The organism is Phenylobacterium sp. (assembly GCF_041916435.1).
Taxonomy (GTDB): Bacteria; Pseudomonadota; Alphaproteobacteria; order Caulobacterales; family Caulobacteraceae; genus Phenylobacterium.
The window spans coordinates 529677-552274 of record NZ_JAYRZM010000004.1; the positions used below are offsets into that span (position 1 = coordinate 529677).

Genomic DNA, 22598 nt, shown 5'->3' on the forward strand with positions numbered 1-22598 from the left:
CGCTCCGGGGAGGATGGAGCGGGACCTTTCTTCAGGGCCTCAGCCCCAGAGCTTCTTGGCCGTCTGGGCGATCTTGCGGCCCTGGTAGCGGGCGCCGGTCAGCTCGTTCTCGGACGGCTGGCGCGAGCCGTCGCCGCCGGTGATGGTGGTCGCGCCGTAGGGGCTGCCGCCGGTGACTTCGTCCAGCGTCATCTGGCCGGCGTGGCCGTAGTCCATGCCCACGATCACCATGCCGAAGTGCAGCAGGTTGGTGATCACGGTGAAGAGGGTGGTCTCCTGGCCGCCGTGCTGGGTGGCGGTGGAGGTGAAGGCGCCGCCGACCTTGCCGTGCAGAGCGCCCTTGGCCCACAGACCGCCGGCCTGGTCCAGGAAGTTGGCCATCTGTGAGGCCATGCGGCCGAAGCGGGTGCCGACGCCGATGACGATGGCGTCGTAGTCCGCCAATTCGGCGATCGTGGCGATCGGCGCTTCCTGGTCGAGCTTGTAGTGGGCGGCCTTGGCCACCTCGTCGGGCACCAGTTCGGGCACGCGCTTGATGTCGACCTGCGCGCCGGCTTCGCGGGCGCCTTCGGCCACGGCCTTGGCCATGGTTTCGATGTGGCCGTAGGTGGAGTGATAGAGCACGAGAACCTTGGGCATCGTCAGTCTCCTGTTGGAAAGGTTCGGGGAGGAAGGAAGGGAAGGGCGGTCATCGGTCCCCCTCCGGATCCTCCCCCTCGGTGGAGGGTGTCCGGAGGACCGGAGGGGGACTTTGACTTCTTTCGGCTAGGCCGCGTCCACCAGCACCAGCTCGGCGTCGTCCAGGGCCGTGACCGTCAGTTCGGCCTCGCCCAGGATCGCCGCGCCGTCGCGGGCGTCGAGCCGGACGCCGTTGACCTCGACCGAGCCGGTGGCGCTCACCAGATAGCCGTGGCGGTCGGCGCCCAGCGGATAGGTGGCCGTCTCGCCGGCCTTGAGCGTCGCGCCCAGCACGCGGGCGTCGGTGCGGATCGGCAGGGCCTCGTCGTCGTCGTCGAAGCCGCTGGCCAGGGTCACGAACTTTCCGGAGCGGTCGCCCTTGGGGAAGGGCTTGGCGCCCCAGCTCGGCGCGCCGCCGGTCTTGGTGGGCTCGATCCAGATCTGGAAGATGCGGGTGGTCTCGGGCTCCAGGTTGTACTCGGCGTGGCGGATGCCCGTGCCGGCGCTCATCACCTGCACGTCGCCCGCCGCGGTGCGGCCCTGGTTGCCCAGGCTGTCCTGGTGGGTGATCGCCCCCTGGCGGACGTAGGTGATGATCTCCATGTCGGCGTGCGGATGCGGCGGGAAGCCCGAGTTCGGAGCGATCTCGTCGTCGTTCCACACCCGCAGCCCGCCCCAGCTCATGCGCTTGGGGTCGTAGTAGCCGGCGAAGGAGAAGTGGTGGCGGGCCTTGAGCCAGCCGTGGTCGGCGCCGCCGAGGGCCGAGAAGGGTCGTTTGTCGATCATCGTCCTGGTCCTTCGCGCCGATCCCGGCGCGGTCGGGACGAAGCGGTCATCGCTTGTCGAAAGCGAAGATAGCGGTCAGGATCGGATCATAAATAGAAACAACTGAAACTCATCGTTTCCAAAATGGCTCGTCTTCCCGATCTCGAGGCTCTGGCCGTCTTCGCCAAGGTGGTGGAATTGCGCGGCTTCTCCGCCGCCGCCACGGAGCTCGGCATGTCCAAGGCCACGGTGTCCAAGGCCGTCTCCCGGCTGGAGACCCGGCTGGGCGCGCGCCTGGTCAACCGCACCTCGCGGCGTCTGGCGCTCACAGACGCGGGCCAGCGCCTGGCCGAGCGGGCCGCGCGCATCCTGGCCGAGGGCGAGGCCGCCGAGGACGAGGCGCTCTCCCAGTCCCAGGTTCCCCGCGGCGTCGTGCGCCTGGCCGTTCCCATGAGCTTCGGCCTGGCCGAGGTCGCGCCCATCCTGCCCGACTTCCTGAAGGCCTATCCCGAGGTGCGCGTGGAGCTGCACCTGTCCGACGCGCGGGTCGATCTGGTGGGCGAGGGGTTCGACATGGCCCTGCGCATCGGCGCCTTGCCGGATTCGTCCCTGGTCGCGCGCCGCCTGCGCCCGGTGGCGGCGCGCACGGTCGGCGCGCCGGCCTATTTCCAGGCTCATGGCCGGCCGACCCATCCGGCGCGCCTGGCCGACCACGCCTGTCTCGGCTACGCCTATCTTCCCAATCCCGAGACTTGGCGCTTCTCCAACCGGGCCGGCGAGGAGGTCTCCGTGCGCGCCGCCGGTCCGCTCTGCGCCAACAACGGCGACGCCTTGGTCGCCGCCGCCCTGGCCGGGGTGGGCGTCGCGGTCCTGCCCGATTTTGTCGTCGACGACCTGATCGCCGAGGGCCGGCTGGAGGCGATCCTGTCCGACTGGACCCCGCCGGTGGGCGGCCTGCACCTGGTCCAGCCACCCGGCGGCCCCAGGCCCGCGCGGGTGGAGGCGCTGGCGGCCTTCCTCGTCCGGGCCCTGTCACGGCGCGCTTGAGGCGCACCTCGCGAAACGCTAAGGAAGCCGCTCGCCCGGCGCGCCCGGGCCGCGCGGGTGTAGTTCAGAGGTAGAACGTCAGCTTCCCAAGCTGAATGTCAGGGGTTCGATTCCCCTCACCCGCTCCAAGTTTCCGACAAATGCGATCGCCGGAAGGGCTCCGGGCGTCAGGGGCGCACCAGGGTGCCGGCGCGTCCGGCGATGACGGCTTCGGCGTCCGTCAGCGCGCCGATCGAGGCGGTCTTGCCGGTGCGTTCGACGAAGAGGCGGGCCGCCGCCGCCTTGGGCCCCATCGATCCGGCCGCGAACGCATGGCCGCGAAGCTCTGCGGCGGTGATCTCGCCGAGCCGGCGCGCATCGTCCGTCCCCCAGTCCAGGTAGACGCCGTCCACGTCGGTCAGGATCACCAGCCGCTCGGCGCCCAGGCGGGCGGCCAGCAGGGCCGCGGTCAGGTCCTTGTCGATCACCGCCTCCAGCCCCTCCAGGCGGTCGCCGGCCAGGCGGCGCACGGGCACGCCGCCGCCGCCGGCGCACACCACCACCGCGCCGGCCGCCAGGAGGCTCTCGATCGCGGCGAGCTCGACGATGTCGATCGGCGCGGGGGAGGGGACGGTGCGGCGCACCCCGTCCCCATCAGGCGCTAGGCTCCAGCCCCGCGCGCGCAGGCTTTCGGCTTCCGCCGCCGGATAGACCGGGCCGATCGGCTTCGACGGGCGCTGGAAGGCCGGATCGTCGGGATCGACCACCGTCTGGGTCAGCAGGGCGACGACCTCGCGCCCCGGGTCGGCGTTGCGCAGCTCCTGGGCGATGACATAGCCGATCATCCCCTGGGACTCGGCGCCCAGCACGTCCAGCGGCGCCGGCGGGGCCGCCTTGTAGGCGTGGGCCTCCAGCGCCAGCAGGCCCACCTGCGGGCCGTTGCCGTGGACGATCGTCGTCTGGAAGGCCGCGCAGGCCCGCGCGAGCGGGCCGGCCGCCGCCTGCATGTTGCGCTTCTGCACCTCGGCGGCGAGCGGCTCGCCCCGTTTGAGCAGGGCGTTGCCGCCGAGCGCCACGACCAGCCGCATGGTCTAGGCCGCGCCGGCGACCTGGAGCGGCGGCCGTCCCAGCGGCTCCTGCTGGGTGATGCAGTGGATGCCGCCCCCGCCCAGCAGGATCTCCCGTCCCGGAACGGTGAGGATCTTGCGGCCCGGGAAAAGCCGCCCCAGCGTTTCCTGCGCCGGGCCATCCTGCGGGTCGTCGAACCGCGGCGCCACCACCACGCCGTTGCCGATGTAGAAGTTGACGTAGGACGCCGCCATCCGGTCGCCGGCCTCGCGCGGCAGCGTCCCGTGCACCTTGTCGACGCCGGCCGCCTCCTCGGCGGTGATCAGCACCGGCCTGGCCGGCTGGTGCAGCTTGTGCACCGTCAGCGGCCGTCCTCGGCCGTCCCTGAAGCCCTGCAGCCGGCGCAGGGCGTCCGCCGAAATCTCGTACTGCGGATCGGAGGTGTCGTCGGTCCAGGTCAGCACCACCTCGCCCGGCGCGACGAACCGGCACAGATTGTCCACGTGGCCGTCCGTCTCGTCGAGATAGACCCCCTTGCCCAGCCACAGCACCGCCTCGACCCCGAGGTAGGCGCGCAGCATGGCCTCGATCTCCTCGCGGCTCATGCCGGCGTTGCGGTTCGGGTTGAGCAGGCATTCCTCGGTGGCCATCACCGCGCCTTGCCCGTCGACGTCGATCGAGCCGCCTTCCAGGATGAAGTCGGGGGCGTAGCGGTCGTCCCGCTCGAACTCCAGCACCTTCTCGCCGACCAGGTCGTCCTGGTCCCAAGGGAAATAGAGGCCGCCGATCAGGCCGCCCCAGGCGTTGAACTTCCAGTCGACGCCGCGCACGACGCCCTTGTCGTTGACCAGGAAGGTCGGGCCGCAGTCGCGGATCCAGCTGTCGTTGTTGGTCATCTCGACGACGCGGATCGACGGGTCCAGCATCTCGCGGGCGACCTCGTATTCGCCGGGCGAGGCGCACACGGTAACCGGCTCGCCCTGGGCGATGGCCGCGGCGACGGCGGCGAACGCGTGCTGCGCGGGCTTGGCGCCGTTTCGCCAGTTGTCCGAGCGCTCCGGCCAGAGCATCCAGCAGCCGACGTGCGGCTCCCATTCGGCCGGCATGCGGAAGCCGTCCTGCTTGGGCGTCGTGGAGAGAATCTTAGACATCGGCCGCCGCCTTCTTTGAAACGGTCCTGCGGACCAGGATTTCGCCGACGATCACCGTGGCGACCACGCCGCCGACGACCGCGAGCGCATAGGTCTGGTCGAACTCGCCGGGCTTGTAGATGAAGAACACGATCGCCTGCAGGATGAAGGCCATGCAGACCAGGCTCATGGCCACGGCGCCCGCGCGCCCGCCGGGCGCCTGGTAGGGGCGCGGCAGGTTCGCATCCATCCGCCGCAGCTTCAGGAAGGCCATGAAGAGCAGGAAGTAGGGCAGCAGGAAGACCACCGAGGAGAAGGCGAAGGTGGTCCAGAAGAAGTCCTCCGCGCTCTTGGCCAGCAGGCCGTAGAGCACCAGCACGCCGGTGGCGATCACGCCGCACAGGACGGCCGAGTTGGCCGGCGTCTGATACTTCGGATGCAGCTTGGCGAAGATGCTGGGCAGGTCGCCGCGGCGGGCGGCCTCGGCGGCCGAGCGGTTCGCCCCGATCGTCCACGTCACCATGTTGGCCACGAACGTGTAGAGCGCCATGGCGCCGAGGATCGCGACGGTCGCCTCGCCCACAGAGCCGGTGCCGAACAGGCGGCGGAAGGTGTCGGTCAGGCCTTCGATCAGGCCGATGTCCTTGACCGGCAGCGCCAGGAGGATGCCGACCGTGGCGAAGATGTAGAAGAAGGCGATCAGCGCGCCGGCCCGGGTGATCGCCCAGGGCACGTCATGCGCCGGGTTCTCCATCTCCTCGCCGGCGCCGGACATCAGCTCGAAGCCGAGGAAGTTGTAGAGAATGACCGGCAGGAACGCGAGGCTGGCGCCCCATTGCGGCCGCAGGGTCTCCAGCGTGAAGGCGTTCGCCACGCCGTGCTTCATCGCATAGGCGACGCCGCCGACGCCGATCGCCAGCATGATCACCGCCTTGAACGCCGCCCCGATGTTCGGCACCCATTTGCCGACGTCCAGGGCGATGATGTTGATCCCCACCGTCAGCCAGGTCAGCACGAGCGTGATGAGGATCTGCGTCCACAGGCTCATCCCCGGCGCCACGAGCTCGGCCAGCACGCCGGCGAAGAGGATGTAGACCGAGGGCATCCAGAGGGCGACGTTCACCCACCAGAGCCAGGCCGTGCGGCCCGCCCAGACCGGCCCGAACGCGCGCCGCACCCAGGCGTAGATGCCGCCCTCCTGCGGATAGGTGCTGCCGAGCTCGGCCGTGATCAGGCCGTAGGGGATGAAGAACAGGACCAGCGTCAGCAGCCACCAGAAGATCGACTGCACGCCGATCGAGGCCGACGCCGCGAGCTGGTCGACGACGAGGATCGCGCACACCGTGAACAAGGTCATGTCCAGGCTGTGCAGGACCTTGCGGAAGCGTGGCTTGGGAGACGCGGGGGGAGACGCTGCGGTGACCATCTTGGGCTCCTGCGGTCAGCGGCTGAGGAAGTCTTCGATCCGCCCGCGGTGGTAGGCGGCCAGTTCCGGCGACGCCGTCTTCAGGCGCGGCTGGACGAAGTAGACGAGGAGCGCCTTTTCCGTGTGCAGGCGGTTCTCGGACTGGTCGTAGATGATCGACCTGGGGCCATCCATGACGGCGTCGGTGACCTCGACCCCGCGCGAGGCGGGCAGGCAGTGCATGAACTTGGCGTGGGCAGGGGCCTTGGCGAGCAGCGCCTCGTTGACCTGGTAGGTCGGCATGAAGGCCGCGCGGCGGTCGGGGATCTCGGCCTCCTGGCCGATCCACCACCAAAGATCGGTGTAGATGAAGTCGGCGTCGCGCACCGCCGCGTCCACGTCGTCGGTGACGGTCAGCGACCCGCCGGAGGCCGCGGCGTTGGCCTGCGCGATCTGGCGCCAGGCCTGCGGCGCCTGGTAGCGCTCCGGCGCGGCGTGGGTGAAGTGCATGCCCATCTGCGTGCAGATCATCATCAGCGAGGAGCAGACGTTCGTGGCGTCGCCGATGAACGTCACCTTCAGCTCGCCCATCGGCTTGCCCGCCTGCCGGTGCTCCAGCATCGTGAACACGTCGCAGACCACCTGGGTCGGGTGGTTGTAGTCGGTCAGGCCGTTGATCACCGGCACGGTCGCGTTCGCCGCCAGGTCCAGCACCGTCTTGTGCTTGAGCGTGCGCGCCTCGATCACGTCGACCATCCGGCTGATCACCTCGGCCGTGTCGCGGATGCTTTCGCGCTGGCCCAGGTGGATCTCGCCGGGCTTGAGGTAGAGGGCGTGGCCGCCGAGCTTGGTCATGGCCACCTCGAAGGACACCCGCGTGCGCGTCGAGGGCTCCTCGAAGATCATGCCGAGCGAGGCGCCGGCGAGCAGCTTCGGGCAGGCGCCGTCCTTGTCCGCCTCCTTGAGCAGCCCGATCAGCTCCAGGATCCGCAGCAGCTCCTCGCGGGAGAAGTCCTGGGTGTCGATGAAGTGCCGTGGGGGCGAAGACATTGGCTGAGGTCCGGCGGTGGCGGTCGGCCAGACCTCTCAAGTCTGGCGGACCCGCGCCTTGACCGACATCAACCGCAGGTCGATCGCTTCGCGCCTACACCGGCAGGGTCGTCGTCGACTTGATCTCCTCCAGCACCGCGTAGGTGCGCGTCTCGCGCACGCCGGGCATCTGCACCAGGGTGTCGCCCAGGAAGGCGCGATAGGCGGTCATGTCCTTCACCCGCGCCTTGATCAGATAGTCGAAGCCGCCGGCCACCATGTAGCACTCCAGCACGTCCGGCGTGCGCTTGGCCGCCTCGGCGAAGGCCTCGAAGATGTCGCTGGTGGTGCGGTCGAGCATCACCTCCACGAAGATCAGCAGCGCCCGGTCGACCTTGCCGGGGTCCAGCACGGCGGAGAAGCGCCGGATCACCCCGTCCTCCCTCAGCCGCCGCACGCGGTCCGAGCAGGCCGAGGGCGACAGGTTGCATTGCTGCGCCAGCTCCGCGTTGCTGATCCGCCCGTTGTTCTGCAGACTCCGCAGCAGTCTCCTGTCGGTGTCGTCCAGCCGCGGATCGTTCGGCATTCCCGTCTCCTGGCGATGATCGTTCGAAAGATGTCGTATAATGGCGGAGGATATTCGGCGAAATGTCGGATATTCCGCCGATCGAAGCAACTGCGCGAGGCGTGAGATGTTCGATCACCTGGATGGGGCCAAATTCGTCGACGAGCGTCAGGCCCTGGCCGGCCTGCTCGCCTCGCCGCACCTGAAATCCCTCGACCGGCCGGCCGTGAACCAGGAGGCCGAGGCCCTGGTCCGCGCCGCCCGCAAGACCGCCCGCCGCCAGGGCGTGGTCGAGGGCTTCCTGCAGGAGTTCAGCCTGTCCACGCCGGAGGGCCTGGTGCTGATGTGCCTGGCGGAGGCGCTGCTGCGCACCCCCGACGAGGCCGCCCGCGACCGCCTGATCGCCGAGAAGATCGCCTCCGCCGACTGGGCCAGCCACGCCGGCCGCTCCGACTCGGTGCTGGTCAACGCCTCCACCTGGAGCCTGATGCTCACCGGCCGGCTGATCGACCCCGACGAGGCGGCCCGCCGCGACCTGCCCGGCTTCATCCGCCGCCTGGCCCAGCGCCTGGGCGAGCCGGTGATCCGCCAGGCCGTCGCTGCGGCGGTGCGCATCATGGGCGAGCAGTTCGTGCTGGGGTCCACCATCGAGCGGGCGATCAAGCGCGCGGGGGCCGAGGGCTTCGTCTGCTCCTTCGACATGCTGGGCGAGGGCGCGCGCACCAACGCCGACGCCGACCGCTACGAGGCCGCCTACGCCCGGGCCATCGCCGTGGTCGGCCGCCAGGCCGGCGGCCTCGGCCCCGAGCGCGGCCACGGGATCTCGGTCAAGCTCTCCGCGCTCAGCCCGCGCTACGAGGCCCGCCAGGAGGCGCGGGTCTTCGCCGAGCTCTATCCGCGCCTTTCGCGGCTCGCCGCCGCCGCCGCCGCGGCCGACATCAACCTCACCCTCGACGCCGAGGAGGCCGACCGCCTGGTGCTGTCGCTGAAGCTGCTCGACAAGCTGGCGCGCGAGCCCGGCCTCGGCGACTGGCGCGGCCTCGGCCTCGCCGTCCAGGCCTATCAGAAGCGCGGGCCGCAGGTGATCGCCGCCGTGGCCGATATCGCCCGCGCCGCCGGCCGTCGGCTGATGGTCCGGCTGGTCAAGGGCGCCTATTGGGACTCCGAGATCAAGCGCGCCCAGGTCGCCGGCCTGCCCGGCTATCCGGTCTACACCACCAAGGCCGCCACCGACGTCTCCTACCTGGTCTGCGCCCAGGCGATCCTCGGCGCCGCGCCGCACCTCTACGGCCAGTTCGCCACCCACAACGCCCACACCCTGGCGGCGGTGCGCCAGATGGCCAGCCGCGCCGACCTGCCGGTGGAGTTCCAGCGCCTGCACGGCATGGGCGAGGCGCTCTACGACGCCGCGGCGAGCCGCTACGGCGGCTTTCCCCTGCGGGTCTACGCGCCGGTCGGCAGCCACGAAGACCTTCTGCCCTACCTCGTGCGCCGCCTCCTGGAGAACGGGGCCAACACCTCCTTCGTCCACGCCCTGCTGGACGAGAAGACGCCGGTCGCCAAGGTGGTCTCCGACCCGGTCGCCGCGGTCGAGGCGGCCGGCGCCGGGCCCCATCCGCGCATCCCCCTGCCGCGCGACCTCTACGGCCCGGGCCGCCGCAACTCGCCGGGGGTGGACCTCTCCGTCGAGGCGGCGCGCGAGCGGCTGCAGGCGGCCGTGCGGACGCTGGACGCCGAGCCCCTCGTTGCCGGCCCGATCGTCGGCGGAAAGCTGCTCGCGTCCGACGCCTCGCCGGCGGCCTCGCCGTCGGACGCCTCGCGGATCGTCGGCCGCATCTCCCAGGCGACGCCGGCGCACATCGACGCCGCGTTCGAGGCCGCCCGCCGCGCCCAGCCCGCCTGGGACGAGCTCGGCGGCCTCGGCCGCGCCCAGGTCCTGCGCGCCATGGCCGAGCGCCTGGAGGCCGACATGGACCGGCTGACCGCCCTCTGCGCGCGCGAGGCCGGCAAGACCTTCGCCGACGGCGTCGCCGAGGTGCGCGAGGCAGCCGACTTCTGCCGTTACTACGCCCAGCAGGCCGAGCGCCTGTTCGCCGCGCCCGAGGTCCTGAAGGGCCCCGTCGGCGAGACCAACGAGCTGTCGCTGCACGGCCGGGGCGTGTTCGTCTGCATCAGTCCCTGGAACTTCCCCCTGGCGATCTTCACCGGCCAGGTCGCCGCGGCCCTGGCGGCGGGGAACACGGTGCTGGCCAAGCCCGCCGAACAGACCCCGATCATCGCCGCCGAGGCGGTTCGGCTGTTCCACGCCGCCGGCGTGCCGGCCGACGTGCTGCACCTCCTGCCGGGGCAGGGCGCCAGCGTCGGCGCCGCGCTGGTCGCCCATCCGTCCTGCCAGGGCGTGGCCTTCACCGGGGGAACTGACACGGCCTGGGCGATCAACCGCGCCCTCGCCGCCCGCCAGGGCCCTATCACCCCGTTCATCGCCGAGACCGGCGGGCTGAACGCCATGTTCGTCGACACCACGGCCCTGCGCGAACAGGTGATCGACGACGTGATCGTCTCGGCCTTCGGCTCGGCCGGCCAGCGCTGCTCGGCCCTGCGGATGCTGTTCGTCCCGCACCAGACGGCCGACATGCTGATCGAGGGGCTTTCGGGCGCCATGCAGGCCCTGGCGGTCGGCGATCCCGCCGATCCGGCCACGGACATCGGCCCGGTGATCGACGCCGAGGCCCTCGCGGCGTTGGAGGCCCACGTCGCCCACCTGGAGCGCACAGCGCGGATCGTCCGCCGCCTGCCGGCCCCGGAAGGCGGCGCGTTCTTCGGCCCGGTGCTGGCCGAGATCGCCGACGCCTCCGCCCTGCAGAAGGAGGTGTTCGGCCCGGTGCTGCACGTGGTCCGCTACGATCCGGCCAGGCTGGCCGAGGCCGCCGCCCCGCTGGTGCGCGCCGGCTACGGCCTGACCCTCGGCGTGCACAGCCGCATCGCCGCCTTCGCCGACGAGGTCCGCCGCCTGGTCCCCGCCGGCAACGCCTACGTCAACCGCTCGATGATCGGCGCGGTGGTCGGCGTCCAGCCCTTCGGCGGCGAGGGCCTGTCCGGCACCGGCCCCAAGGCGGGCGGGCCCAACGCCCTCCTGCGCTACGCCGTCGAGCGCGCGCTCAGCGTCAACATCACCGCCCAGGGCGGCGACCCGGCCCTGCTCAACCTCGACGCCTGACGCGGGCGCTCAGCGGGTCGCCGCGGCGAAGCAGCGCTCCAGCGCCTCGGCCACGGGGTCGATGTCGGCCATCGACAGGCACAGCGGCGGCACCATGCGCAGCACGCTGCGGTTCGGGCCGGACTTGCTGACCACCAGCCCCTTGCGGCGCGTCTCCTCGAACACCTTCGCGGTGGTCTCCGGATCGGGCTCTTTGGTGGTGCGGTCCTTCACCAGCTCGACCGCCATCATCAGCCCGCGCCCGCGCACGTCGCCGATCACCTCGTAGCGCTGCTGCAGGTCCTCCAGCCGCGCCTTCAGCGCCGCGCCGACCAGCCGCGCGTTCTCCTGCAGGCCCTCCTTGCGGATCACCCGCAGCACCGCCCGCCCGGCGGCGCAGGCCACCGGATTGGCCCCGTAGGTGTGGAACAGGAACTTGTCGGCCATGCTCTCGGCGATGTGGCGCTTGGCCACCACCGCGCCCAGCGGAATGCCGTTGCCGATCCCCTTGGCCATCACCACGATGTCGGGAACCACCCCGTCGGCCTCGAACGCCCAGTAATGGTCGCCGGTGCGGCCGAAGCCCGACTGCACCTCGTCGACGATCGCCAGCCCGCCGGCCGCGCGCACCCGCTCGAAGGCGCCGGCCATGTAGCCGTCCGGCATGATCACGATGCCGCCATAGCCCTGCACCGGCTCGATGATCATCCCCGCCAGCGCCCCGCAGGTGGCCGTCTGGATCGTGCGGTCCACCTCGTCCAGGTAGGGCTGCACGCCCTCGCCGAATATGCCGCGGTACTGGTTGGGCTCGGGCACGAAGGCCACGCCGGTCATCTGCGCCATGCGGTGGCGGAAGCCGGCGATCCCGGTCAGCGCCTGCGCGCCGCAGGTGGCGCCATGGTAGCTGGTGCGCAGCGCCAGCATGTCGGTGTTGCCGGTGTGCTCGCGGGCCATCACCAGCGCCAGGTCGATCGCCTCGGCGCCGCTGTTGGTGAAATGCACCACCCAGTCGTGCCCGGCCGGCATGGTCGCCGCCAGCTCCTCGGCCAGATGCGCCGGCGTCGGGTGGTAGAACATGGTGGTGCAGTGGGTCAGCTCGGCCACCTGGGCCTGCACCGCCGCTACCACCTCCGGGTGGGCGTGGCCCACCGAGATGCACAGGTTCATGCCCAGCAGGTCGGTGTACTTGCGGCCGGTCTCGTCCCACAGGTACTGGCCGCTGCCGGTCTTGAAGATCTGCGGCGTCTCATAGGGCACGAACTTGCGCTGCGAGGCGGCGAAATAGGTGTCGCGCCGGGCCACGATCCCGGCCGTGGACCAATCGACATCGCCGTCGGCGAAAGCACTCTGACGCTCGTCGCTCATCTCGGAAGTCCCCTTGTGAACCTGCGCGGGCGGCGTGTTCGCCCGGGTCCAGCTAAGCCCCGCCCGGGCCGGCGCGCCACGCCGTGGGCAATGCAATCGGCGGTGCTGGCCCCATCGGACGCCGCCGCGGCGCTCGCGGCCGTGCGCACGGCGCCGACACGGCGCCCAGGGCGCGCGCAATCTTTCGCCAAAGCTCCCCGACGATCCGTTCGCGGATGCAAGACGCACGGCGCGACAGTATTGTGTTGTCGAGTGATAAGTCTGTTCGAGAGCGCGTATATTGGACCAGTCGATGGGACTTACCCGCGAATTCTTGGCCTCTCGCGGGACCAACCTTCAATCGGGCTTGAGACGTACTCTTGTCGAGGCGATCGCCGCCCAGCGGCTAAAGCCCAACCAACAGCTCCCAGCCTCGCGCATCCTCGCCCAGCAGCTTGGCATCGCCCGCAACACGGTCACCGCCGTCTATGAGGACCTGGCCACGCGCGGGCTCCTGGTGCCGGTCAAGCGCCGCGGCTACTTCGTCAGCGGCGCCGCGCCCAGCCTGCCGAATGCGGTGGAGGACGCGCCGCGGCCCCCGCCGCCCGCCGACGGCGTGGACTGGTCGCGCAAGCTGGTCACCGAGGTCGCCGCCTGGCGCAACATCACCAAGGAAGCCGACTGGCAGAGCTACCCCTATCCGTTCCTCTACGGCCAGGTCGATCCGGCGCTGTTCCCGCTCGCCGCCTGGCGCACCGCCTCGCGCGACACCCTGGGCCGCGCGGCGCTCAACTGGTGGGCCGCAGACAGCGCCACCGGCGACGACGAGCTGCTGGTCGACCAGATCTGCCGCAACATCCTGCCCCGGCGCGGGGTCTTCGCCCGGCCCGAGGAGGTGCTGGTCACCCTCGGCGCCCAGGAGGGCCTCTATCTGTTGTCACGCATCCTCGTGCGCCAGGGCGACATCATCGGCATCGAGAACCCCGGCTACACCGACACGCGCAACATCTTCCGCCTCAGCGCCGGGGCCGTGCGCGACCTTCCGGTGGATGACCAGGGCGTGCGCGTGGGCGCGGGCTTCGACGGGGTCAAGCTCGCCGTCGTCACCCCCACTTGCCAGTGCCCGACGGGCTTTTCCCTGTCGGCCGAGCGCCGCGCCTGGCTCCTGGACTGGGCCTCGCGCACCGACGGCCTCTTGATCGAGGACGATTTCGAGGGCGAGATCGTCGCCGACACCGGCGCCACCGCCATGAAGAGCAGCGACGCGGCCGGCCGCGTCATCTACCTGGGCACCTTCTCCAAGGTGATCGCCCCGGGCATGCGGCTCGGCTACATGGTCGGCCCGCCCGCCCTGATCGCCGAGGCCCGCGCGCTTCGCCGGCTGATGCACCGCAGCGCGCCGCTGAACAACCAGCGGCTCACCGCCCTCTTCATGGTCGAGGGCTACTACCACGGCCTCGCCCGCCAGCTCCGCAGCGAGATCCAGCGCCGGCGCGAGCACGCCGTCTCGCTGCTCTCGTCCGGCCTGCCCGAGCTCGAAGTCGTCGGCGGCCTCAGCGGCTCGGCGCTCTGGCTGCGCTGCCCCGAGGGGCTGGACATCCGCCGCTTCGAGGCGGCGTCCCGCGCGCACGGCGTCTTGTTCGACGACGGCGATCCGTTCTTCGCCGCCCCGTCCGAGCGCGCCCACATCCGCCTGGGCCTGTCCACCATCGCCTACGACCGCATCGCTCCGGGGCTCGACGCGCTGGCCGCGGCCCTGGCTGAATCGAGCTAGTCTCTGGCTCCAGGCGTCGCACGCGGCTGGCTCTACCGGCGGGGCGCGTCGGCGGCGATGGAGGCCGGATGCCGCCTCAGGTCGATGTCGCGCACCTTGCGCCCTTGCTCGGAAGCGTGTTCGCCGCGGCCTTCCTGCAGGGCTTCAGCGGATTCGGCTTCGCCATCATCGCCGTGCCGCTGCTCAGCCTGTTCATGCCGCCGGCCGAGACCCTGCCCTATGTGATGGCCATGCAGGTGGTGAACGCCCTGGTCGGCCTGCGCGGCGCGGTGGCGACCTGCCAGTGGCGGCTGCTGGGCTGGGTGGCGCTGGGCGCGATCGCCGGCACGCCGGTCGGGCTCTGGGCCATCACCACCCTTTCGCCGGCGCTCGGGCGCATGGCGGTCAGCCTGGCGGTGATCGCCGCCCTGGCGCTGATCCTGCGCGGCGGGCGCTTCCGGGGGCGGCCGACCACTCCGGTCTCCCTCGCCGCCGGCCTCGCCAGCGGGGTGATGAACGGGCTGGCCGGCATGTCCGGGCCGCCGGTGGTCGCCCTGCTGGTGGCCGCCGATCTGCAGCCGGCCCAGGTGCGCTCGACCCTTTTGGTGTTCGTGCTCGGCGCGGGGCTCGCCGTGCTGATCCCGCTGGGCTTCGCCGGGCGGATCACCGGCGGCATGGTTCAGCCGCTGCTCCTGGCCATGCCCGCGCTGCTGGCGGGGGGCTGGATCGGGTCCAGGCTCTTCCTGCGCGCCAGCGCCCGCCAGCACCGCGCCGTGGCGCTGACCGCGCTGGCGGTCCTGGCGGTCACCACCTTCGTGCGGGCGGCCCTCGAACTGGCCGCCTAGGGCGCGATCCGCGAAGGCGGACGCCGGTCTTGCGGCCGGATCGCGCCCAAGACCGTTGAACTAGCCGCGCACCACGGCCAGCGGGCCGGCCGCCTGGCAGGTCGGCATCACTTCCAGGGTGTTGATGTTCACGTGCGCCGGCAGGGTGGAGACCCAGTGCACGGCCTCGGCGATGTCCTCGGCCGTCAGCGGCTGCACGTTCTTGTAGACGGCGGCGGCCTTCTCGTCGTCGCCGTGGAAGCGCACGTTGGAGAACTCGGTGCCGCCGCAAAGGCCCGGCTCGATGTCGGTCACCCGCACGCCCCGGCCCACCAGGTCGGCCCGCAGGTTCAGCGAGAACTGGCGCACGAACGCCTTGGTGCCGCCGTACACGTTGCCGCCCGGATAGGGATAGGTGCCGGCGATCGAGCCCAGGTTCACCACGTGGCCGCGGCCGCGCGCCACCATGCCCGGCAGCAGCGCGCGGGTCATGTAGACCAGGCCCTTCACGTTGGTGTCGATCATGGTGTCCCAGTCGTCCAGCACGGCGCGGTCGGCCGGCTCCATGCCCAGCGCCAGGCCGGCGTTGTTCACCAGCAGGTCGACGGCCGCGAAGGCCTCGGGCAGGCCGTCGACCGCCGCCTGCACGGCGTCGCGGTCGCGCACGTCCAGCTCGAGCGGCAGCAGGTTGGGGCCCAGGGCCGCCGCCAGCTCGGCCAGCCGGTCGGCCCGGCGGCCGGAGGCGATCACCTTGGCGCCCTCGGCGATGAAGCGTTCGGCGATGGCGCGGCCGAAGCCGGCAGTCGCGCCCGTGACGAATACGATCAATGAACTGCTCCTGGAGAACGCGGGACCTAGGCGGCCTGACTGGCCGTCATCCGCTCATAGGCCGTATCGAGGCCGATACGGAAGCGCCGGAACAGCTCCACGATCTCCTTGTCGGAGATGATCAGCGGCGGGGTGAAGGCGATCCGGTCGCCGATCGCGCGCACGATCAGCCCGTTCTCCAGGCAGGCCTTCTCCACCATCGGCCCGGCCTTGCGCTCGGGCGGGAAGGGGGTCTTCGACGCCTTGTCGGCCATCAGCTCGGCCCCGGCGATCAGGCCCACGCCGCGCACGTCGCCCACCAGCGGATGGTCGCGGCACGCCTCCAGCTCGGCCAGGAAGGTCGGCGAGACCTCCCGCACGTGGTCGACGATGTCGCGCTCCTCGTAGATCTTCAGCGTCTCCAGCGCCACGGCGCAGGCCACCGGATGGCCGCCGTAGGTGTAGCCGTGGCCGAAGCTGCCGTTGCGCCGGCTGCCCTCGACCAGCATGTCGAAGATCTCCTCGCTGATCATCAGCGCCGAGATCGGCTGGTAGGAGGCCGAAAGCTGCTTGGCGCAGGCCAGCATGTCCGGCTTGATTCCGTAGGTCTGCGAGCCCCAGTAGTTGCCCGTCCGGCCGAAGCCGCAAATCACCTCGTCCGCGACCAGCAGGATGTCATGGCGCTTCAGCACCGGCTGGATCGCCTCGAAATAGCCGGCCGGCGGCGTGATCGCCCCGCCGCCGCCCTGCACCGGCTCGACGAACATGGCCGCGATCGTCTCCGGCCCCTCGGCCAGGATCAGCGCTTCCAGGTTGGCGGCCATCCGCTTGGAGAAGGCCTCCTCGCTCTCGCCGGCCTCGGCGAAGCGGTAGTAGTTCGGATTGTCCGCGTGCAGGAAGCCCGGCAGCGGCAGGTTGAAGCCGGCGTACATGTGCGGCTGGCCTGACAGGCTGACCGAGGCCACGGTGTTGCCGTGGTAGCCGCGCACGCGGCCGATGATCTTGCGCTTCTCCGGCTTGCCGCGGATCACGTTGTAGTACCAGGCCAGCTTGATCGCCGTGTCGTTGGCTTCCGAGCCCGAGCACTGGAACAGCACCCGGCCCATGGGAACCGGCGCCACCGCCAGCAGCTTGTCGGCCAGCTCCACCGCCGGGCCGTGCCCCTTGCCGAAGAAGGTGTGGTAGAACGGCAGCTTCATCATCTGGTCGTAGGCGGCCTGCGCCAGGCGTGGCTCGCTGAAGCCCAGGCTCGCCGACCACAGGCCGGCCATGGCCTCGATGTACTCGCGGCCCTCCACGTCCCAGACGCGCACGCCTTCGCCGCGGTCGATCAGCACCGCGCCGTTGCGCTGGTGGTCGTCCAGGTCGGTCTGCTGATGCACAAGGGCGCGAGCGTCCATTTCGTGAAGCGGGGAACGGTTCACGCAGCTTCCTCCTAATTCGGGGGGCGCGCCGGGCCGCAGCCACGGCGCGCCGCCTTGGTCTGAGACTAGTAGTTGACCTTCAGGGTGAGACCGTAGGTCCTCGGGGCGTCGTAGAGAACGGCCTTGGTGGTGAGCAGGGCCGTCCGGTTGGCGAACTTTATGTGATGGTCGTCGGCCAGGTTCTTGCCCCACAGCGACAGCTCCCAGCGGCCGTTCGTCGCCGTCAGCCCGAGGCGGGCGTCATAGCTCTCGTAGCCGGGGATGTAGTAGCCGTCGCCGTAGGTCGGGTTGATCACCTTCGGGTCGAAGTTCTCGCTCGACTGGACGGCGTAGCCCAGGTGCACGAAGCCGTCGGCCGCGGAGATCACCGGGCGGGTGTAGTCCACCGACAGGTAGGCCTTGTTCTTCGGCGCATAGGGCGTCTGCACGCCGTCCGCGTCGATGATCGCCCCCGCGGCCGTGCCGCCGCCGCCCGGGTACTTGTCGTACTTGCTGTCGTTGTAGGTGTAGGTCGCCGACAGGGTCAGGCCGTCCAGCGGGATGACCGTGCCCTCGAATTCCAGCCCCTTGGACGTCACTTCGCCGGCGTTGGTCAGGCTGGTCACCTGCACCGTCTGGCTGCCCACCTGCACGGACTTGAAGGTGAACACCTGGAAGTCCTTGAACTTGGAGGTGAACACCGTCGCGTTCACGCGCGCCCGGCCGTTCCAGAAGTCGGATTTGACGCCGGCTTCGTAGCTGGTGACGGTTTCGGGAGCCACCTTGATGCCCGCCGCCAGGGCCGACGCGGTGCTGGAGTCCAGGTTCCAGCCGCCGCTCTTGAAGCCGCGCGAGACCGTGGCGAACAGCAGCACGTTATCGGTCACGTGGTAGTTCACGCCGAGCTTCGGCGTCATCTTGTAGGTCGCCTGGTCGTCGCTCTTGCCGGTGAAGTTGCCCACCACCAGGCCGTAGGGATCGAGCGCGTAGAAGCCGCGGACTTCCTTCTTCTCGGCGGTGTAACGCAGGCCGCCGGCGATCTCGAGCTGCGGGGTCACGCGGAAGTTGCCGTTCACGAAGGCCGCGTACGACTTGGTCTCCACGTGCGACCCGGACGGCACCGTCAAGCCGGCGTAGAGCGGGAACGGCGTCGGCAGATAGGTCATCGCCGGGCCGAACTCCATCTTGGTGTTCTGGGCGTTGACCTGGTCGAAGAAGTAGAGGCCGGCCACCCAGTCGTAGCGCTCGGTCTTCGGCGAGGCGATGCGCAGCTCCTCGGAGTACTGGTGCGTGACCTCGTGGAAGACGGCCGTCAGGAAGTCCAGCGAGCCGGTCTCGTTGTTGAAGTCCAGGTACTGCGCCCCGCCGCGCCAGGCGGTGATCGAGGTCAGCTGGTAGCCGCTGTCCAGGCTGTAGTCGACGGTGACCGCCGCGCCGTAGCTGTCGCGCTTGGCGAAGTCGTCATAGTAGGAATTGAACGTGTACGGATCGGTCCCGACCGTCGGCCGATAAGTGTAGTGCAGCGTCGAGTTGCGGTCGTGCAGGTCGTCGAGGCTGAAGTTCACCTCCAGCTTGTCGGTGGGCCGCCAGCGCAACTGCGCCCGCGCCGCCACCCCGTCGGTGCCCATGTTGTCCTTGTCGAGCTGGGCGTTGTGGTAGTAGCCGTCGCTGCCCGTCTTGGTCACGGCGAACTGGGCGTCCAGGGTGTCGGTGATCGGCCCGCCGACGATGCCCGCGGCGCGATAGGTTCCGAAGTTGCCGACGTCGCCCTCGGCGCTGGCCTGGAACGAGCTGGGCGCCTTGCGGGTGGTGATGCTGATCACCCCGGCGTCGGTGTTCTTGCCGAACAGCGTGCCCTGAGGGCCGCGCAGCACGTCGATCTGCTGCACGCCCAGCAGCGTCTGGTTGTTCAGGTAGGACCGGCCCAGGTAGACGCCGTCGATGTAGACGCCCACGCGGCTGTCGTAGCCGGCGTTGCGCGAGTAGTCGACGATGCCGCGGATGCCGTAGCGGCCCTGTTCGCTGCCGTCGCCGAAGCTCACCGACGGGGCGGCGAACTCGATGTCCTGCAGCTTGGCCACGCCGAGCTTCTCGAGCGTCGAGGAGCTCATCGTCTGGATCGAGATGCCCACGTCCTGCGCGTTCTCGACCCGCTTCTGCGCGGTGACCACGATCTCCTCGATCGTCGAGGCGGTGGTCTGGGCCTGGGCCGCGCCGGCCACTAGAAGCGACGCCGCCGCGCCGCTCATGAATAGCGCCGGCCTGAAGCGGAGCCGGCGTTCGGTCGTGCTCGAAGCTCTCATGGTCAATCCCCTCGCCGGCGCTTGTCGGCGCCGGAATTGATCTGAGCCCTTGCTGCGTTTCCTCATCGGCCCCCCTCGACGCTCTCGCTCGCGCCCACGGATTGCGGCCTGCACGGACGAAGTGAGGACGGCGCGCGTCCGCCGTCTTGGTCCAGTCGCCTCCAAACGAAGGGGCCAAGCGCCTCAGGCGCTCGGCGCGGCCGCCGGTTCCAGCGCGGGCGCGGCCGCGGCTTCGGCCTCGGGATCGTCGAAGCGCGGATAGGGGCCGAGCAGCAGCAGCAGCAGCGCGGCGACGAAGGCCACGGCCCCCACGCCCAGGATCGGGATCGTCGCCCCGCCCGTCACGTGCAGGCCCAGGCCGAACAGCGGCGGGCCCACCGCCGCGCCCACCAGGAAGGCCACGTTGTGCCAGCTATAGATCTGCGACAGCGCCCGCTTGCCGAAGTAGCGGCCCACCAGCAGCGAGAGCAGGTCCGTCTCCGCGCCGGTCGAGGCGCCGACCATCACCGCCCAGGCGAACGCCAGCGGCCCGAAGCTGTCCAGCCGCAGCAACAGCACCGCCGCGCCCGTGGTCATCAGCACGCCCGCCGCGCCGACCAGCGGGGCGTGCACCCGGTCCATCAGATAGCCGAACGCCACCCGGCCCAGCAGCAGCGACATGCCCGAGATCGACTGCAGCATCGCCGCCTCGCGCAGGCTGAGCGAGCGCACCTCGGTCAGCAGGTAGACCCCGTGTCCCAGCAGCGCGTAGCTGGCCACGCCGAACAGCCCCAGCACCAAGAGGATCAGCCAGAAGCTCCGCTGCCCCAGCGCCTCCTGCAGCGTCAGGCCGGGCAGGGGGCCGGCCGGGACCGGCGCGTCCGGGTCGGGCGCGATCCCGTCGGCCGTCTCGCCCACCTCGGCCGGGTCGTCCTTGATGCAGAGCGCCACCACCGGGCCGATCACCACCACCATCGCCCCGGCCAGGATCAAGAGGCAGACGCGCCAGTCGAACACCTCCATCAGCCGCTCCACCAGGGTCGGCAGGATCGCCCCGCCGATCCCCTGTCCGGCCACCGCCAGCCCCAGCGCCAGGCCCCGGCGCTTGTCGAACCACAGCGAAAGGGCCCGCAGGTAGACCACCGGGTTGGTGAAGGCGCCGGTGATCCCGATCGCCGCGTAGAACAGGTAGAGGCTGGCCACCGATCCGCCGATCGCCACCCCGGCCGCCATCACCGCGGCCATGGCCGCGATGCCGGCCATCGCCACCCGCCGCGAGCCGAAGCGGTCCACCACGCGCCCGACCACCGGCACCGCCAGCGTCGCCGAGATCAGGAAGATCGACAGGCCGAGCGCCATCTCGTCCTGGCCCCAGTGGAACACCTTGCCCCACCGGGCCGTCAGCACGCCGAAGGTGCCCGCCGCGAAGGTCGTGCCCGAGATCACCAGGGCGAAGGCCGTGGCCGCGACCACCGTCCAGCCGCGAAACAGTTTTGGCATGTTGAGTTCCCGGTCCAGCTCGCCGAAAACCCTACACATCGCGGGCGGGCCGTCGTCGTCCGCGGCGTCCTGGTTCCTTCGTTTTCGCCGGCCTGGACCAAGCCCGCCCAGGCCCGCGCTCCTCAAATGACCGCATTGGCGTCATCGTTGGGTGGAACATGGTTGGCACGGTCATTTTCGAAGCGCGGAACATCGTCACGCTGGATCCGCGGGCGCCGACGGCGACGCACGTGGCCGTGCGCGACGGCCGGATTCTCGGCGTCGGCGCGCTCGACGATCTCACTGGCTGGGGCGACCACGTGCTGGACCGCACCTTCGCCGACAAGGTGCTGGCGCCCGGCTTCGTCGAGGGCCACGCCCACATGATGACCGGCGGGCTGTGGCGCTACATCTACGTGGGCCACATCGACCGGGTGGACCCGGACGGCAAGCCCTGGCCGGCGCTGCGCGACCTGGACGGGGTGGTCGAGCGGATGAAGGCGGTCGCCCCGCAGGTGCCCGCCGACATGCCGGTCATGGGCTGGGGCTTCGATCCCCTGTTCGTCGACGGCCCGCGGCTCACCCGCCAGGACCTGGACCGGGTGTCCACGGATCGCCCCGTACTGGTGTTCCACTCCAGCCTGCACCTGGTCACCGCCAACTCCGCGGCGCTGGCGGCGGTGGGCTATGATCGCACCACCAACGCCGAGGGCGTGATCAAGGGGGCGGACGGCGAGCCCAACGGCGAGCTGCAGGAGTTCGGCGCCATCGTGCCGATGTTCCGCCGCCTGGGCATCGACATCGAAGGCGTGGCCAAGGGCGCCGAGGCCATGCGCGGCTTCGCCGAAAGCGCGCGGCGCGCCGGCGTGACCACCATCACCGATCTCGGCCGCTCGCTGGTCGACGCCGACGTCGCCGAGCTGCTCGCCTTCACCAGGCGCGAGGATTGCCCGATCCGCATCGCCGCGCTGCTGCTTTCGCAGTTCAAGCCGATCGACGCCCTGGTCGCCGATTCCCGCGCCTACGCCGCCAAGAGCACCGACAAGCTGCGCCTGGGCGTGGTGAAGATCGTCGTCGACGGCTCGATCCAGGGCTACACCGCCCAGATTCGCTGGCCGGGCTACTACAAGGGCGTGGCGCACGGCTTCTGGAACATCGCGCCGGAGCAGCTTGACGACATGGTCGAGCGCCTCAACGCCGCCGGCGTCCAGATGCACATCCACACCAACGGCGACGAGGCGACCGAGGTCGCCCTCGACGCGCTGGAAAAGGCCCTGGCGAAGAACCCCTATCCGGACCACCGCCACACCCTGCAGCACTGCCAGATGGCGAGCCTTGGGCAATATCGGCGGATCAAGGCGCTGGGCCTGTGCGTCAATCTCTTCGCCAATCACATCTACCACTTCGGCGACAAGCACTATGAGACCACGCTTGGCCCGGACCGCGCCCACCGCATGAACGCCTGCGGCACGGCCACGGAGATGGGCGTGCCCCTGGCCATCCACTCCGACACGCCGGTCACGCCGCTCGCGCCCCTGTTCACCGCCTGGTGCGCGGTGAACCGGATCACCGAGAGCGGCCGCATCCTCGGCCCCACCGAGCGGCTCGACGTGACCACCGCGCTCAAGGCCATCAGCCTGGGTCCGGCCTACACCCTGCACATGGACGACGAGATCGGCTCCATCGAGGTGGGCAAGCGCGCCGACTTCGCCGTGCTCGAGGACGACCCCCTGGCCCTGCCGCCCGAGGCCCTGAAGGACATCGGCGTCGTCGGCACGGTGCTGGGCGGCCGGCCGATGCTGGAGCCCACCCCCTGAGCTTCCTGAAGGATCCGCGCCCGCCCC

General features: G+C 70.5%; 17 protein-coding genes and 1 tRNA gene. 6 read left to right on the plus strand and 12 right to left on the minus strand.

Features of this window, described 5'->3' with window-relative positions; translation table 11 throughout:
* Positions 1 to 39: 39 nt before the first annotated feature.
* Both wrbA and ACE3TA_RS13975 read right to left on the minus strand, forming a co-directional pair.
* Positions 40 to 639 (minus strand): NAD(P)H:quinone oxidoreductase, encoded by a 600-nt coding sequence (gene wrbA / locus ACE3TA_RS13970; protein ID WP_374574670.1) that lies wholly within the window; start codon positions 637 to 639, stop codon positions 40 to 42.
* Positions 640 to 765: 126 nt separating this feature from the next.
* Positions 766 to 1464 (minus strand): pirin family protein, encoded by a 699-nt coding sequence (locus ACE3TA_RS13975; protein ID WP_374574672.1) that lies wholly within the window; start codon positions 1462 to 1464, stop codon positions 766 to 768.
* Between the two features lie 123 nt (positions 1465 to 1587).
* Here ACE3TA_RS13975 and ACE3TA_RS13980 point away from each other — a divergent pair, with 123 nt between their 5' ends.
* Positions 1588 to 2490, plus strand: a complete 903-nt coding sequence (locus tag ACE3TA_RS13980) for a LysR family transcriptional regulator (RefSeq protein ID WP_374574674.1) — start codon at positions 1588 to 1590, stop codon at positions 2488 to 2490.
* Between the two features lie 53 nt (positions 2491 to 2543).
* A tRNA-Gly gene (locus tag ACE3TA_RS13985) sits at positions 2544 to 2618 on the plus strand.
* Between the two features lie 39 nt (positions 2619 to 2657).
* Here the strand turns inward: ACE3TA_RS13985 and ACE3TA_RS13990 are convergent.
* The 5 genes from ACE3TA_RS13990 to ACE3TA_RS14010 all read right to left on the minus strand — a co-directional run bounded on the left by ACE3TA_RS13990 (position 2658) and on the right by ACE3TA_RS14010 (position 7687).
* Positions 2658 to 3557: a carbamate kinase gene (locus tag ACE3TA_RS13990; protein WP_374574676.1), complete on the minus strand. Its 900-nt coding sequence runs from the start codon at positions 3555 to 3557 to the stop codon at positions 2658 to 2660.
* 3 nt (positions 3558 to 3560) lie between these two features.
* Positions 3561 to 4688 (minus strand): agmatine deiminase, encoded by a 1128-nt coding sequence (gene aguA / locus ACE3TA_RS13995; protein ID WP_374574678.1) that lies wholly within the window; start codon positions 4686 to 4688, stop codon positions 3561 to 3563.
* On the minus strand, positions 4681 to 6093 hold the full coding sequence (locus ACE3TA_RS14000; RefSeq protein ID WP_374574681.1) for an APC family permease: 1413 nt from the start codon (positions 6091 to 6093) through the stop codon (positions 4681 to 4683). Before ACE3TA_RS14000 ends, aguA begins: the two co-directional genes overlap by 8 nt.
* A 15-nt stretch (positions 6094 to 6108) precedes the next feature.
* Positions 6109 to 7122 carry a putrescine carbamoyltransferase gene (gene ptcA / locus ACE3TA_RS14005; protein ID WP_374574683.1) on the minus strand — a complete coding sequence of 338 codons (1014 nt, stop codon included), beginning with the start codon at positions 7120 to 7122 and terminating at the stop codon, positions 6109 to 6111.
* 94 nt (positions 7123 to 7216) lie between these two features.
* Positions 7217 to 7687, minus strand: a complete 471-nt coding sequence (locus tag ACE3TA_RS14010; protein ID WP_374574685.1) for an Lrp/AsnC ligand binding domain-containing protein — start codon at positions 7685 to 7687, stop codon at positions 7217 to 7219.
* Positions 7688 to 7793: 106 nt separating this feature from the next.
* Between ACE3TA_RS14010 and putA the strand changes: the two genes are divergently transcribed.
* A complete protein-coding gene (gene putA / locus ACE3TA_RS14015; protein ID WP_374574687.1) occupies positions 7794 to 10883 on the plus strand; it encodes a bifunctional proline dehydrogenase/L-glutamate gamma-semialdehyde dehydrogenase PutA in 3090 nt (1029 codons plus the stop codon).
* Positions 10884 to 10892: 9 nt separating this feature from the next.
* Here putA and ACE3TA_RS14020 read toward each other — a convergent pair whose 3' ends face one another.
* Positions 10893 to 12227: an aspartate aminotransferase family protein gene (locus ACE3TA_RS14020; RefSeq protein ID WP_374574689.1), complete on the minus strand. Its 1335-nt coding sequence runs from the start codon at positions 12225 to 12227 to the stop codon at positions 10893 to 10895.
* Positions 12228 to 12573: 346 nt separating this feature from the next.
* On the opposite strand from ACE3TA_RS14020, the gene ACE3TA_RS14025 reads away from it, so the two are divergent.
* Entirely contained in the window at positions 12574 to 13980 is a 1407-nt protein-coding gene (locus ACE3TA_RS14025) for a PLP-dependent aminotransferase family protein (RefSeq protein ID WP_374574691.1), read from the plus strand.
* 68 nt (positions 13981 to 14048) lie between these two features.
* Positions 14049 to 14804 carry a sulfite exporter TauE/SafE family protein gene (locus ACE3TA_RS14030; protein WP_374574693.1) on the plus strand — a complete coding sequence of 252 codons (756 nt, stop codon included), beginning with the start codon at positions 14049 to 14051 and terminating at the stop codon, positions 14802 to 14804.
* Between the two features lie 60 nt (positions 14805 to 14864).
* Here the strand turns inward: ACE3TA_RS14030 and ACE3TA_RS14035 are convergent, their stop codons facing one another.
* The 4 genes from ACE3TA_RS14035 to ACE3TA_RS14050 all read right to left on the minus strand — a co-directional run bounded on the left by ACE3TA_RS14035 (position 14865) and on the right by ACE3TA_RS14050 (position 20775).
* Positions 14865 to 15611 (minus strand): SDR family NAD(P)-dependent oxidoreductase, encoded by a 747-nt coding sequence (locus ACE3TA_RS14035; protein WP_374574695.1) that lies wholly within the window; start codon positions 15609 to 15611, stop codon positions 14865 to 14867.
* Between the two features lie 26 nt (positions 15612 to 15637).
* Complete coding sequence (locus tag ACE3TA_RS14040) at positions 15638 to 17014, minus strand: aminotransferase (protein ID WP_374574697.1); 1377 nt, start codon at positions 17012 to 17014, stop codon at positions 15638 to 15640.
* A 65-nt stretch (positions 17015 to 17079) separates the two neighbouring features.
* Positions 17080 to 19242, minus strand: coding sequence for a TonB-dependent receptor (locus ACE3TA_RS14045; RefSeq protein WP_374574699.1), 2163 nt, complete (start codon positions 19240 to 19242; stop codon positions 17080 to 17082).
* A gap of 237 nt (positions 19243 to 19479) precedes the next feature.
* Complete coding sequence (locus tag ACE3TA_RS14050; protein WP_374574701.1) at positions 19480 to 20775, minus strand: MFS transporter; 1296 nt, start codon at positions 20773 to 20775, stop codon at positions 19480 to 19482.
* 158 nt (positions 20776 to 20933) lie between these two features.
* Between ACE3TA_RS14050 and ACE3TA_RS14055 the strand changes: the two genes are divergently transcribed.
* On the plus strand, positions 20934 to 22571 hold the full coding sequence (locus ACE3TA_RS14055; protein ID WP_374574703.1) for an amidohydrolase: 1638 nt from the start codon (positions 20934 to 20936) through the stop codon (positions 22569 to 22571).
* Positions 22572 to 22598 lie beyond the last annotated feature (27 nt).